This is a genomic window from Adlercreutzia equolifaciens DSM 19450 (assembly GCF_000478885.1).
In the GTDB taxonomy this organism is placed as follows: domain Bacteria; phylum Actinomycetota; class Coriobacteriia; order Coriobacteriales; family Eggerthellaceae; genus Adlercreutzia; species Adlercreutzia equolifaciens.
Genome location: NC_022567.1, coordinates 1,482,773 through 1,495,491 on the forward strand (window position 1 = coordinate 1,482,773; position 12,719 = coordinate 1,495,491).

Consider the following 12,719-nt stretch of genomic DNA (forward strand, 5'->3'; position numbering starts at 1 on the left):
GTCATCGAACGCAGTCGAATCCGACCTGCTGGTACGCTCGTTCCGACAGGTCGGCACCACCTCGGGCCGTCGGATACAAACAAGGGCAAACGAGAAGGGAGCCCGTAGGCTCCCTTCCGCAATGTGATTCAAAATGCGCGGTGCACGCAGCTTGTTAGGAAAGCTCGTGGTAGGCGAAGGAGTCCTTGCCCAGGTGCACTTCCTTGCCCTCCTTGATGAGCTGGCGGTACTCGGCGGTGGCCGTGAACACCACGTCGGAAGAGGAGTTCAGGCCCGTCTCGCAGGAATCCTGGATGACGCCGATGATGAAGCCGATGCCGACAACCTGCATGGCGACATCGTTGCTGATGCCGAACAGCGCGCAGCACATGGGGATGAGCAGAAGCGACCCGCCGGCCACGCCCGACGCGCCGCAGGCGGACACGGCGGCCAGCACGCACAGGATGACGGCCGTCACCGGGTCGACCGCCAGATCGATGGTCTGGCAGGCGGCCATGGTCATGACCGTGATGGTAACCGCCGCGCCGGCCATATTGATGGTGGCGCCCAGCGGGATGGACACCGAGTAGTTGTCCTTGTTCAGGCCGAGCTTACGGCACAGCTCCATGTTCACCGGGATGTTGGCGGCAGAGCTGCGAGTGAAGAAGGCGGTGAGGCCGGAGTCCTTCAGGCAGCGCAGGACGAGCGGATAGGGGTTCTTGCGGGTGCAGATCCACACGATGAGGGGGTTGGTGACCAGCGCGATGATGAGCATGCAGGCCACGAGCACCAGAATGAGGTGGCCGTACTCGGTGAAGATCTCCAGGCCCGAGGTGCTCACCGAGGCGTACACCAGGCCCATGATGCCGAAGGGAGCCAAATTGATGACCCAGCGCACGGCCTTGGAGACGGCGTCGGAGATGGCGGTGAACACTTCCTTGGTGCGCTCGCCGGCGGCGCGCAAGGCGATGCCGAGCACCACGGCCCAGGCGAGGATGCCCACGTAGTTGGCGTTCATAAGCGCGTCCACCGGGTTGGCCACGATGTTCATGAGCAGCGTGGTGAGCACTTCTCCGATGCCCTCGGGCGCGGCCTGCTCCACCATGGATGAGGTGTCGAGCGTGAGGGACGTCGGGAAGATCTCGCTGCCGATGAGGGCGACAATGGCCGCGACAAGCGTGCTGATGACGTAGAGCACGACGACGGTCTTCATGGTGCCGGCGCCCTGGGCGTTGCAAAGGGCACTGATGACCAGGAAGAACACGAGCACGGGGGCGACGGCCTTCAACGCGCCGACGAACAGCGAGCCCAGAAGCGTGATGATGTCAGTCCAAGGCTGCACATTCGGGATGAGCAGCGCCAAGACGATGCCAACGGCAAGGCCAACGAGAATGCGCTTGATGAGGCTGATCTCGTTGTACTTCCTAAATACTGCGGGGACTGCCAAGGTAATTCTCCTTTGTCTTCGCGCGCCTCTGACAAGGCGCGTCACGGCCGCACGACCCAAACGGAACACGGGCGGGAAATGGTGCGGGCGAAAGGACTTGAACCTTCACGGGGGTTGCCCACCAGAACCTAAATCTGGCGCGTCTGCCAATTCCGCCACGCCCGCACTTCTGCGGTTGCCGACAAAACAGCTTGCCGGATTGGTTAATAATAGCAAAGAAACCCAGAATGCGAGGTCACAATTCTCATGAGGTGATTGCTCCACGGGAACGGCACTGGAAAAGAAAACGAGCCCGCCGAAGCGGACTCGTAAAATTCTGGCTCCCCCGTTTTCCACCTCATCGAACCACAACAGCCCCACTTCGTAGCGCACTCAAGATGTGGAGCATCCGTGTACGTCATGTCAAAGGGCATAGGTATCAGTCTGTCAATAAGGGCAGCCTAACCGAGCAGGGTACATTAAACGCCTTAATGGAAGAGAAGAAGTAGAGTAAACAAAAAATCGCCCCTCCCCCGCGACCGCGAGAGAGGGGCTTTCCACCGGGCGTGACAGCTTGCGGATGTGCGCCCGAGAATGGATTAACTTATAAGTTCATTAAAGAGCCAGGTCGCCGTTCTTGTTGACCTCGACGCTCGTCAGCATCCGGCAGTCCGGCCCGAAGGCGTACCACTTGCCGGCGATCTTGAGGCAGCACGACTGGGCCGCGTAGCCGTTGGAATCGAACCAGTACCAGGCGTCCAGCTTGAGCCACCGGTTCTTCGGCCAGGTGCCGTCCCCGTTGTCGTACCACCAGCCCCTGTCGTTGCGCTTCCACTTGCCCACGGCTTTTCCTCTCCCGATGCCGAACGCCGCCAGGATGCCGGCGGCAACCTCGTCCATGTCCGCGATGATCGTCTCTCGGTCGCCCTTGTTGTCGATGAAGCAGCACTCCAATAGGCGGTAGTTTATTCCCTGCGCCTGGGCGCGGTTCAGGTTCGCGAGGTTGTTCCGCTTGACCAGCTTCTCGGAGCGGCCGGGGAACTTCTTCGAGATGTAGTCGGCAAGGGCCTTGTCGTTCGCGTCAGCCGACAGGTCGGCGTCGATGATGACGTGGCCGCCCCTGGCGCTGCCGTTGGCGGCGTCCAGGTGCAGCTCCACGACGGGATTCCGGCCGACCTTCTTCTTCAGCGCGGAGTTCACAAGCCCCTGGGCGTACCAGTTCTTCGAGGTGTCCAGCACCTCCACTGACGCGCCGCCCAGCGCCTTCATGCGCTTGGCGAGTCGGCGCACCAGATCGGACTCGGTCTCGCCGCCGCCGGAGCTGCCGGGGTCGCCGTTGCCATGGCCGCAGATGACGTACAACTTCATACCCTAAGCCCCCTTCGGCAAGGTCTCGTCCTCTTCCACCTCAACGGCGATGCCGGGGCGCTCCGGCTCGTGGGGCTTCAGCCGCTTCACGACGGGGAGGGACGCGATGTCGGGGTTCAGGACGCAAAGGTTCTCCAAGATCGAGACGACCTCGGTCGCCACGACGAAGGTGCAGACAGCTCCAACGGCGGGAATCTCGGGCACGGACACGCCCGCACCCGCCGTCTCGGCGTTGAGCCACACGCTGCCCACCTCCCAGACGGCGGCCAGGGCGATCAGCCCGAAGAAGCCCGCCTTGTGCCAGAGGCCGGCGCGCATCTTGCCCGACTCGATGGCGTGATCCTTCGCGGCCCCGGCGAAGCCCGTGAGCATGTCCATGGCGATCATCACCGCCGCGACGGCGATGGGGTGCCAGTCGATGACTCCCATTAGGCCCCATCTCCCTCGGTCTGCCCCTCTTCCAGCTTAGCCGCCACGGCCTCGCGCCAACGGGCGGGGACGTCCCCGAGGGCCATCTTGCCGGCCTTGATGAGCCTCACGTACACGGCTGCCATGCTACTCACCCCCCGCGATGATGCCCGCAAGCTCGGCCAGGGCCTCGTCGGTGCCGTCCAGGCGGGTCGTGACCTCGGCGTTGGTCGCCTCCTGGCCCTGCTGGGCCGATGCGAGCGACTGCTGGCGCTGCTCAAGGCGCTCAAGGGTCGCCGCCGTGTCGGGGGCGAGGACGCGCTTGGCCGTGACCTCGCAGTAGCCGTCCATGGCCTTGACGCCCGTGACCGTGTGGTCTGGGTAGACCGCCACCGTCTCGCCGTAGTTGGTCACCTTGAGCACCTGGCCGTCGAGCGCCGTGCACTCCGTCAGCTCCGCCTCGCAGTAGAGCACGAGCGAGCCGCCGCGCTCGACGGGGCGCGCCTTGAGCGGGATGCCGTTTACTTTCATGTTTCCTCCTCAGTGGATTCTCTTGATTGTAAGTTTCTCGATGTAGCGCACCTTGCCGGTTCCAGTTCCTAAGCCATACGACGCTATTGGCAGTACGTCGATGTTGCCTGATCCAGCTTGACTTGCGCCTGTCTTCATATTCCTGGTTCCCGGGCCGTACAGGTACGTATTCCCGCCTCTCTCGATTGTCCCTAGGCTTGTTTTAACCTGCTTCTCGACAAGGCCGTCTGCCTCGGTGAACGCTCTGTACTTGCGTATGGAGCCGCTGGAAAGCTCAATCTCGATCACCTCACCGGTAGGGTGGCTGCTGACCGATCCAACCCATATGCCAATCGGATCATCGTCTCCAGGGCCTACTACGCCGTTTTCCGTGGCGATGCGCCCAGTAACTGTCTGGCGGTAGAGGCCGTCATCGGACACGTACACTCCGTTTGAGTCCGAAGATAGAAACGTTCCGCTCGTCACCGCGCACGACACGAACTTCAGATTCGTTGAGGCGTTGTTACTGTTGGATGTGTGCCCATTGATGGTCGCCTCCCACACCATCTCGGCCGTGGCGACGTCGTTGTCCAGCACTTCCAACAGGCGGGACGGGTCGTCTCCAACCATGTCCTCCCAGACGTGCGAGTGCTCAAGCGGGGCCGTCCCTGCCGCCAGCACCCCGAGGTTCCCGACTACGGCGGGTAGGCATTGAGGCTGCCCCCCCCCTCGATGATTTCGTTCATCCTGAATCCTTTCTAGATGATCCTGAGCAAGGTGAGCCTCGCGCTTGCATCGCCGACGGGCAATCTGATGAGATCCGACTCTGTGCCTATGGTTCTCGTTGTCGAGATGACGAAAAACACCGTCTCGCCGACCGATGATCGAGGACTCGTGATCGAACTGCTGCTTGTCCGGTACGACGGGAGCAGCGCGATATTCGGGTTTGTGTTGGACTCGCTGGAGTAGAGTTGCAGCTGGCACCAGCCCTCGAAACTCTCGAGCTTCGCCATATACACGCCGGGCGTAATCGTCACTCCCGTATCGGAGACCTTTATACCGACGCTTCCGCTGCCCATCGATCTGTCGATGTCGATGACGATCTCGGGCATGGCCTCCAGCCGCTTGGCCTCGATCCTATCGTCCAAGCCCATCACGTCCTCTGCGGTGTGGCAGTGCACCACGTCCGCCTTCCCGGACAGCCCGAGGGCGAGGTCTCCGACGGTCGCGGGGATGGCGCTGACCCCCCCCCCCGCTCATTTGCAAATCTTCCATGGTTTATCTCCTTACGCGAGTTTCCTGAGCTTGACCCTCGTCGTCACCGTGGTGACTCGCCCGCCCCTGTCAGAGGCTTGGTCTCCTCTCACGTACAGACGCGCCTTCGTGTTTTCGCCGACGCCGAAGCTGGTTTCACTGTTAGCGATCAGCAGGCCAGTTACTGATTTCTTCATGGTCTTTTTATTCAGGGAAAAATTGATACTAGAGACGCCTTTGACCGCATCCCCGCTGCTCGATATCTTGTCGCTGAGAATCATCCACGATTGTTGCGTGTCCGGAAAACTCAATGACACGGCACATAATGCATACTGCTCGCTATCGGGAATTGGTATGTCGACGGATGCAGAGGTCTCTGCGCATATCGCGTACACCCCGGGCTCGATCGGGTCGACCTGGTAATACTCGGTCTTGTTGTACTTGGCCGTGCAATCGAACTCGATGACGCGCAACCCGATGGATGCCACCGAGTCGTCGAACCCAGCGATGTCCTGCGGCACGTGCATGTGGTCGGCCCTCGCGCTGGCCGCGCTCACGATTGCCGCGTCCCCTATGGACGCTGGTAGGCTACTCGGCTGCATCTGCCACCTCCTGCTCGTAGGTCTTCCAATCGGTCTGCCAGCCAGCGGGCTCTACGTCGGTGTAGCCGAGGTAGTAGCGGAGCTGGTCGGGGGTCAGTCGGGTCGGGTTCTCCAGGGCGTGGATTCGATTGCTCAGATATCCCGCCGTAGTCTCGTCGAGCGCCGAGGCGATTAGGCCGATATTCGCATCGACATACCTTCCAAGAGAGTCAACGGCTCTGAGCGCTTGGCGTCGAGCCTCGTCCACGACCGCAGACATATCGATATCCTCAAAAGGAGAGCAGTAGGGGCACACTGAGGTGCCGCGCTCGTCAGTTACGGTGCCGTCCTGGATAGATTCGGCACCACTTGGCATCGTGACGTATCCGAGTCGCAACTCGTGAACTGCACCCTCGATCACGGGATCATCGGGAGTGCTCCCGGAGGTCTCCGCAACTCTGACGAAGATTCCTCTGGCGTCGTCGTTGTCGTCAAGACGCAGCATAACCGCATAGGTTACTATCCCACGAGGCGGCTCTGAGCACAGAACAATGTCCATACCGCCGTCGTCGAAAACGCCGCCGATGCCACCGTCGATGATTCCGACGCCATGCGACACGTTCAACGTGTAGCCAGTTCCAACGGACAGCTTGAGATTGTCGGCGGGACTTGGCCATACGCCTGTCGTAAACATTTTATCAAGGGTTCTACGCAAAAGACGCGCGCCGACAGCCCTGTCGTATAGCGGATAGCCCTCGTCGTCATAATCGTCGTTGAAATCGGAATCAAACGGGAACGATTCCAGGAGCGCAACAGTTCCGTTTGCCATAGATCACCTCTCTTTCTCGCTCAAACGAGCGCATTTCTTTGCTCGTGAGTCAGCAATTCGTCTCCGATGATCGGTCTGATCTCGGCCTTGTCGGCATCGTAGGTCTCGTCGATGCCGACAATGACGGCCTCGCTAGAAAGTCCCAATGCGTTGACGGCCATATCGACCCTATCGCCCAGATCCCATCTTTCCATGTAGTCTTCGGGGCTGAGGGTACCTGTATCGAAGTTGACTACAGCACCATAGTTTGCCCTGAGATGGTCGATTCCTCGATCTTCGAAAGTTGCGATGTAGCTCGCGTACTTTGCCTTGACGTCAGAAATCGATGGCATCTCGTCAACGACACCACGCGGCCATTCACCGTCGAAATCGGGCTTTTCATTGCGAATGTCCAGGTACACCTCGGAGTCGTTCAGCCCATCGGCCAGCCGCGCTATAACGTACCCACGCGAGTGCTTGTAACGAACCGCATATCCCTTTAGGGCACCTGGATCGATTGGAGACGTGTAGTCGTTCTCAATCTTCGAGCGGGCATTCAGGACTGATTTCTCGTAGACAGAGACAACGTCTACCGGCTCTTCGAAATCATAGAGGACATAGCATGTATTTCGGTAGTTGGACGTGTCGATCGATGCGGAGTAGTCCCAGAGCGTTCCCCATTCGTCGGAGAACACGGCCCACGGATTGAGCGACTGTGACTGCGTGCGGTCTACGCCCTTCCAAATCTCGAAAAGATAACTGTCCTGTTCGAAGTTGTACACGATTCGGCATGAAGCGTCGTCGGATTCCAACTCGGCGTAGACGAGATCGCCGAGGCGCTTGAGCGATGGGTTGATGGCACGTTTCGAGCACGCGAATATCGGCTCTGCGTAGTGCATGGTGTCTTGGAAGAACATCTGCACGTAGTCTGTCAGATGCACAGCGACATCGTCGGCCCTTGACGAGTCTCCGAGTTCTGTGCGCTGCCAAGGGCCTCTGATCTGAACCTTGCTCCAGCCTTCGTCTGTGCTTGTCCTCCAATTTTTGAGCCTGGTGAAATACTTGTATTCCTCCGTCTGCTCGTACTGCGACGCCACCTTCTCGCGAGTCGCCACTCCCGACGTTCTGAACCACGGGCCGTCAGGATCGTCGTTCCATTTCCTCCACGTGCTCCCGGACGCGTCTGTGACCCACGTAGACCACTCGCCCGTGTCAGGTGTCGTGGCCGAAGTCCCATCAAATCCAATGCTGTAGAGATGGCTGCCGTCGTCGTCTGTGTCTGTGTAGAGGTAGTAGTTCGGTGTATTGCGGTACTCAATCGGATGGACGGTGTAGGTCGCTCCGGTGAGATCGGTTACCGTGACCGACCCGTCGCCATTGGCAACCGACGATGCAAGCGGCTTCTGCACGTGGTTTACGGGATCGTACCCGGAAAGCTCTCCGCTTGGCCCTTCAGTGTAGATGAAGCCGCCGCTTGACGCCCACGCCTTCGGATCGTCCCTCGGTGCCGGATCGAACGATCTGGTTGGCGGCGGGGTGTACTTCCAGTTAAAATCTTCGACATCCTCGACGAGGAACACGAAGTCGTTAAGCCTGCCCTCGAGAAAGAACCCGCTAAGTGTCACAATGTCAACTCCAGCAGATGCTTCCGAGTTGAAGTCGTCGTCATCTGTCTGCACCTTCTGGATTATGCCAGTTTCTGGCCTATCGTCGCAATAGATATAAGCCCATGACGGATCGTACACATCGCGTGATACCTGCATGGAGAACTGCCCGGGCTTGCGAAACCTGCGCGACCATTGCAGCGATGCGTAAGGAATTGACCCGCTCGCTCTCCGCATCCGAGCGTCGAGAGCGAACACCTCGAGATTTTCCATGATGTCACACCCCCAGATAGAGACGGTGGAAGAGAACGCGAACTTCAGCAAGCGCCCTGCTGTCTTGGTTGTCGCAATCGAAGCGGAACTTGTTTTTTCCGACCTGCATTTGCATCCCAGTGAACTTGCTGTCCCGCGACGCCAGAGCGATGGCGTTGACGCCGTTAACGGTAACTTTCGGTGGAGATGACTCGAAATCGATGATGGCGACATCCCCCTCGACAAGGACGGTGTTTAGCTGAACGAACTTTCCGTCCTTGTCGATCTTTGGGTTGACAATCTCGCCCTTGGCCCTGATCTCGACGCGGTACCAGCATGGGACATCGCCGGTGTTCCACACCGTGTTGAGCCCGGAATAGACAAGCTCGCTGACGACGAACCCGGCGGGATGGTCTCGGGGGCGCCTCTTGTCGCTCGCGAGGTGCGAAACGAACGGGAAACCGAGTCGCGGGGTGGAGGATCCGAATGGACGTTCGTTGCGGTCGGCGTCGCGGTAGTAGACGTCCATTGACAGGATCGTGAACTTGATCGTGGGCATGATCGATGCGGCGTTGTCCTCGATGGCGAACGCCAGCAGGTCTCCTTCGTACCACCTAGTGACTCCGAGATAGGTCTTGTACACCCGGAACTCGTACTTCGGGTTGAAGAAGGAGATTGCGCGCGCCCTCACCTTCGCCTCCGGCTCGCTGCCGAAATAGTAGGCGGTGACCGTCCGATCCTTGTCGTCGAGCCTCTTCGACACGCGCGCCACGCCGTCGCGGATGATGTTCGGAGACGTCTTGACGGTCTGATCGAGCGTCGCCCATTCCGAGGAATCGCCCTGTTCGATGCCCCATCCTGAAGATGCGCCGTCGAACACCATCTGCGCGCCGTCGCTCCTGACGACGCGCATCGTGATATCGTCAGCCATTGCGATCACCGGCCAAACCGTAGGTGCGGCTGATCCTCAGAGCGCGGACAACGTCTGACGGCGATTTGACGCCGTAGAAGTTGTTCGTCTGGCCCTGGTTGGCCGCCATGGCCTCGATCAGGCGATCCACATCGTCTCCGTACTCGCGATTGCGCTCGAATGATGCGTCGATGTAGCCCTGGAGCTTGCTGATGGGCAGGACGGCCTCGGGGCCGGCCTCTCCACCGCCCATGAGCTTGTCTCCAAGCGCTCCGAAGATGGTCGGCCTGGTGAGGATCGCTCCGTTGGCGTACCATTTGATACCGAAATGCGGAACCGACGGAGGATTGAGGCTGAAGCTGCCCTCTATGTAGGGGTGCGGTAGCTTCAGATCTGGAAGCTTCCACGAGAAGTTGAAGAACCCTTTGATCTTGTCGATAGCCCCCTTTACGGTACTGACGGCGGCCTTGATCGGAGTCTCGATGGCAGATTTGACCGCGTTCCAAACCGACTCCGCAGTAGATTTGACAGCATTGAACTTTTCCTGAACGACACTCACACCGGCGGCGACGACAGACGTCACGGTAGACCATGCGGCCTGGACTCTGCTGGAAACAGCGCCCCAGCAAACGTCCCATACCGCCCTGACCATCTGCACCTTGTCGCTCACCCACGAGTGCACGGCGTCGATTCCGGCACCGACGATGGACGTTATGGCGCTCCATGACGACGATGCGGCCGTGGATATGGCGCTCCATCCAGCGCTCCACAGCGCAGATAGAACCGACAGCTTCTCGCTCAGCCATGATCCGATGGTATCAAGGCCTGCGGACACGATGGAGAAGATCCCGTCCCATGCGGCCTGGAGGTAGACGCCGAAGTTCTGCCAGACGAAGTTCCATGGGACGAGCAAGAGTTCGACGCCGGCAGATATGATCTCCTGGACGAACATGATGCCGACCTGGACGGCGTTGCAGATGGCGTCCCATCCCTGCTGCGCCGCTGCGGCCACGTACTCCCACACGCCGGAGACGGTCTCGCCGAGCTTGGTAAAGAAGTCGCCGACGGGCGCGATGACGTTCGCCATGAACCAGTCGGCGGCGGCCGATGCGGTCTGGCAGATCGAGTCCCACAGTCCTGTCCAGAAGTTGCGGAACTCTTCGCAGTTGTTCCACAACAAAATGAACGCGGTCACGAGCGCCGCTATCGCAGAAACGATAAGAACAACGGGATTCATGTTCATGGTGATGTTCAGGGCCGCCATAGCACCCGTAACCGCCTGGATGGTTCCAGAGATGGCCATGGCGGTTCCGAGCACGCCGAACGCGACGGCGACTCCGGCCACGACCGGCCCGAGCCATGAGAAGTTGTCGCTAGCGAAGGCGAAGAACTCGCCGAGGGCTGGCTGGATAACGTCGACCAAAGGCATCAGGATCTCGCTCTCGAAGCGCCGCTTCAGCCCCTCGGCCTGGTCTGCCACGTTGTCGTATCGTATCTGGTCGATCTCGTCCATGGTGCCTGCGGTGTCTGCCGCAGCGCCCATGAGGCCGAGCATCGCCTCCATGCCGTCTCGTCCCATGTCCTCCCACATCGTGCCGAACAGATCGACGCCGGCGGTGTTCTGCTTGATTGGATCTTCCATGGCGAGCAGCGCGTTTACCGTCTCGATGGTGGCGTCTCGCGCCGTGTCGCCGCCCGCTGCGATCCTCGCGGCGAAGTCGTCGGCCGAAAGCCCCATCAGCTCGAAGCCCTCTTTGGAGGAATCGCTCATGTCGATGGCGCGGATCGAGAACTCCTTGATGGCGTCGCCGGCCTTGTCGGTGCCGTTGAGGAACGTCTTTGATCCTGCAGCCATGGTGTTGAACATATCCTCGGCCGACAGCCCCAACTGCTCGTAGTAGACCGAGTACTCGGACACGGCGTCGAGCCATTCTCCGTTGGCGTTCAGGCCCTCCTGGCAGCCGGCGGCGAGCATATCGTAGGCCGCCTTGCCGTCGTAGCCGAACTGGGTCATGAGCTGGTTGGCCGCCTTGATGGACTCGTTGACGTCGATGTCGAAGGCGTCGCGCAGGATGATCGCCTGGGTGGTAAGCTCCTCGAAGCTCTCGGTGCTGAGGTCGTTGCCCAGCACCGCCACCACCTCGCGGCCCGCGTCCGCGATGTCCTCCAGGCTGTCGCCGTAGTTGCTGGCGTAGATGCGCTTCAGCGCGTCCTCAAGCTCGCCGAACTGCTCGGACGCATAGCCGCCGAAGGCGGTCTTGATCTTGCTCGCCGCCGTGTCGGACTCGACCACGAGCCTTTTGACGGCCTCGGTAGCGGCGTCGATGGCGGCCTCGCCGAAGTCGGCGAGCATGGTGCCGGCCGCCAGCTCCTCGATGGAGTTCTTCCCGTCGAGCGCCGAGTCGGCCATGTCGTACAGCGATCCGGTCAACTCGTCGCAGGCACGCTCGGCATCGGCGAGCCGGCCCTTGCTGTCGTTCAGGGCCGCGTTGGCCTCGCGCAGGGCCGACTCCAGCTCATTGGCCTCGTCGGACGTCCGGCCGTACTGGACGACCGCGCCCTTGTACTCTTCGGCGAGGCGGGACACCTCGGCCTGCTGCTCGTCGATGGTCGCGTTCAACTTGCCGAGCGCGCTCTCGGCACGCTGCTCGGCCTCGCGCTGGCCGTCAAGGGCCTCGCTCACGGCCTCGATCTGGCCGCGCACCCGCTCCTGGGCGGTGCGGGCGGCGGTGATCTGGTTGGCGTAGCGCTGCGCCTCCTGGGAGTTCTCGCCCCAGATCTCGCGGGCCTTCTCCAGCTTGCCGTTCAGGGCCTCGATCTTCTGCGAGAGGGCCGCGTCATGCTGCACGAGCAGGTCGTGCTTCTTGGATAGTCCGTCGACGCTCTGGCCTGCGTTGGCCATCTGCGCTTCGTTCAACTTCAACTCGCCGCGAAGCTGAACCATGGAGTCTCCGGCCCTCTTGATTGCGGCGCTGAACTCAGATGTGTCGGCGCTGAACTTAATTTTGGCCTCGTCCTTGCCCGCCATTACGTCACCTCCTTTCCTTGTTGATCAAATGCTCGCGTTCGGCAGATATCCACTCGTCCCACGCCCTCTTGTTCTCGGCGAGAGTGAGAACAAGCGAGAAGTCGGCGCACCAGAACAACTCGTCCGGAACGCCGATCACGCCGACGACGACCGAGTAGAGATCCTCTATGCCGTCTAAAACGACATGAGGGGCTTTCACACGTCTGCCGCCGATGTTCTTCCTTATTCGGCTTGTCCGCTTCTCGAGGGGGCCACGGAATCCCTCATCTTTTTTGGGGCCGTTAGCCACTGAACCTCCTCGGCGATGGCGTTGGGGTCTTCGGGAAGGGCGAGCATGAAGTCGACGTTGCTCATTGCACCGTCGAGGCTTCCTCGGCCATCGAGCTGCCCGCACAGGTAGGCGACGTACAACACGTCGACTAGCTGGAAGTAGTCCTTGCCGCCGTTGAAGATGAAGTCGTTGAATTTGTCGTACTCGATCTTGCGCTCGGATCTGAGCCGGTAGAGAAGGGCGTTGTTGAGCGTGAGATCAACTTGCGAGCCGTCGTTCAGGACGAGTTTTCTTCGGGTGCTGAGCGATGCGTGCTTCAT

General features: G+C 60.4%; 14 protein-coding genes and 1 tRNA gene. All 15 read right to left on the bottom strand.

Features of this window, described 5'->3' with window-relative positions:
- Positions 1 to 154: 154 nt before the first annotated feature.
- Positions 155 to 1,426 (bottom strand): serine/threonine transporter SstT, encoded by a 1,272-nt coding sequence (gene sstT, locus AEQU_RS05895; protein ID WP_022740018.1) that lies wholly within the window; start codon positions 1,424 to 1,426, stop codon positions 155 to 157.
- A gap of 79 nt (positions 1,427 to 1,505) precedes the next feature.
- Positions 1,506 to 1,591, bottom strand: a tRNA-Leu gene (locus tag AEQU_RS05900).
- Positions 1,592 to 2,020: 429 nt separating this feature from the next.
- Entirely contained in the window at positions 2,021 to 2,773 is a 753-nt protein-coding gene (locus AEQU_RS05905) for an N-acetylmuramoyl-L-alanine amidase (RefSeq protein ID WP_022740019.1), read from the bottom strand.
- Positions 2,774 to 2,776: 3 nt separating this feature from the next.
- Positions 2,777 to 3,202 (bottom strand): phage holin family protein, encoded by a 426-nt coding sequence (locus AEQU_RS05910; protein WP_022740020.1) that lies wholly within the window; start codon positions 3,200 to 3,202, stop codon positions 2,777 to 2,779.
- Positions 3,202 to 3,327, bottom strand: coding sequence for a CD1375 family protein (locus AEQU_RS13030; protein ID WP_022740021.1), 126 nt, complete (start codon positions 3,325 to 3,327; stop codon positions 3,202 to 3,204). Before AEQU_RS13030 ends, AEQU_RS05910 begins: the two co-directional genes overlap by 1 nt.
- A gap of 1 nt (position 3,328) precedes the next feature.
- Positions 3,329 to 3,712: a hypothetical protein gene (locus AEQU_RS05915; protein WP_022740022.1), complete on the bottom strand. Its 384-nt coding sequence runs from the start codon at positions 3,710 to 3,712 to the stop codon at positions 3,329 to 3,331.
- 9 nt (positions 3,713 to 3,721) lie between these two features.
- Positions 3,722 to 4,321 (bottom strand): hypothetical protein, encoded by a 600-nt coding sequence (locus AEQU_RS05920; protein ID WP_022740023.1) that lies wholly within the window; start codon positions 4,319 to 4,321, stop codon positions 3,722 to 3,724.
- Between the two features lie 128 nt (positions 4,322 to 4,449).
- Positions 4,450 to 4,875: a hypothetical protein gene (locus AEQU_RS05925; protein WP_022740024.1), complete on the bottom strand. Its 426-nt coding sequence runs from the start codon at positions 4,873 to 4,875 to the stop codon at positions 4,450 to 4,452.
- A 102-nt stretch (positions 4,876 to 4,977) separates the two neighbouring features.
- On the bottom strand, positions 4,978 to 5,502 hold the full coding sequence (locus AEQU_RS05930; protein WP_144079470.1) for a hypothetical protein: 525 nt from the start codon (positions 5,500 to 5,502) through the stop codon (positions 4,978 to 4,980).
- Between the two features lie 31 nt (positions 5,503 to 5,533).
- Positions 5,534 to 6,355: a hypothetical protein gene (locus AEQU_RS05935; protein WP_022740026.1), complete on the bottom strand. Its 822-nt coding sequence runs from the start codon at positions 6,353 to 6,355 to the stop codon at positions 5,534 to 5,536.
- A gap of 20 nt (positions 6,356 to 6,375) precedes the next feature.
- Positions 6,376 to 8,211 (bottom strand): Gp37-like protein, encoded by a 1,836-nt coding sequence (locus AEQU_RS05940; protein ID WP_144079471.1) that lies wholly within the window; start codon positions 8,209 to 8,211, stop codon positions 6,376 to 6,378.
- A gap of 4 nt (positions 8,212 to 8,215) precedes the next feature.
- Positions 8,216 to 9,121, bottom strand: coding sequence for a phage distal tail protein (locus tag AEQU_RS05945; RefSeq protein WP_041714532.1), 906 nt, complete (start codon positions 9,119 to 9,121; stop codon positions 8,216 to 8,218).
- On the bottom strand, positions 9,114 to 12,128 hold the full coding sequence (locus tag AEQU_RS11875) for a phage tail tape measure protein (RefSeq protein WP_022740029.1): 3,015 nt from the start codon (positions 12,126 to 12,128) through the stop codon (positions 9,114 to 9,116). Before AEQU_RS11875 ends, AEQU_RS05945 begins: the two co-directional genes overlap by 8 nt.
- Before the next feature lie 4 nt (positions 12,129 to 12,132).
- Positions 12,133 to 12,417, bottom strand: coding sequence for a hypothetical protein (locus AEQU_RS05955; protein ID WP_144079472.1), 285 nt, complete (start codon positions 12,415 to 12,417; stop codon positions 12,133 to 12,135).
- On the bottom strand, positions 12,351 to 12,719 hold the full coding sequence (locus AEQU_RS05960) for a hypothetical protein (RefSeq protein WP_041714533.1): 369 nt from the start codon (positions 12,717 to 12,719) through the stop codon (positions 12,351 to 12,353). Before AEQU_RS05960 ends, AEQU_RS05955 begins: the two co-directional genes overlap by 67 nt.

Bases quoted from the DNA above. Each gene is read 5' to 3' on its own strand.
- AEQU_RS05905 (WP_022740019.1), bottom strand. From the start codon at position 2,773: ATGAAGTTGTACGTCATCTGCGGCCATGGCAACGGCGACCCCGGCAGC.
- AEQU_RS05910 (WP_022740020.1), bottom strand. From the start codon at position 3,202: ATGGGAGTCATCGACTGGCACCCCATCGCCGTCGCGGCGGTGATGATC.
- AEQU_RS13030 (WP_022740021.1), bottom strand. From the start codon at position 3,327: ATGGCAGCCGTGTACGTGAGGCTCATCAAGGCCGGCAAGATGGCCCTC.
- AEQU_RS05915 (WP_022740022.1), bottom strand. From the start codon at position 3,712: ATGAAAGTAAACGGCATCCCGCTCAAGGCGCGCCCCGTCGAGCGCGGC.
- AEQU_RS05920 (WP_022740023.1), bottom strand. From the start codon at position 4,321: ATGGTTGGAGACGACCCGTCCCGCCTGTTGGAAGTGCTGGACAACGAC.
- AEQU_RS05935 (WP_022740026.1), bottom strand. From the start codon at position 6,355: ATGGCAAACGGAACTGTTGCGCTCCTGGAATCGTTCCCGTTTGATTCC.
- AEQU_RS05940 (WP_144079471.1), bottom strand. From the start codon at position 8,211: ATGGAAAATCTCGAGGTGTTCGCTCTCGACGCTCGGATGCGGAGAGCG.
- AEQU_RS05945 (WP_041714532.1), bottom strand. From the start codon at position 9,121: ATGGCTGACGATATCACGATGCGCGTCGTCAGGAGCGACGGCGCGCAG.
- AEQU_RS11875 (WP_022740029.1), bottom strand. From the start codon at position 12,128: ATGGCGGGCAAGGACGAGGCCAAAATTAAGTTCAGCGCCGACACATCT.
- AEQU_RS05960 (WP_041714533.1), bottom strand. From the start codon at position 12,719: ATGAAGCACGCATCGCTCAGCACCCGAAGAAAACTCGTCCTGAACGAC.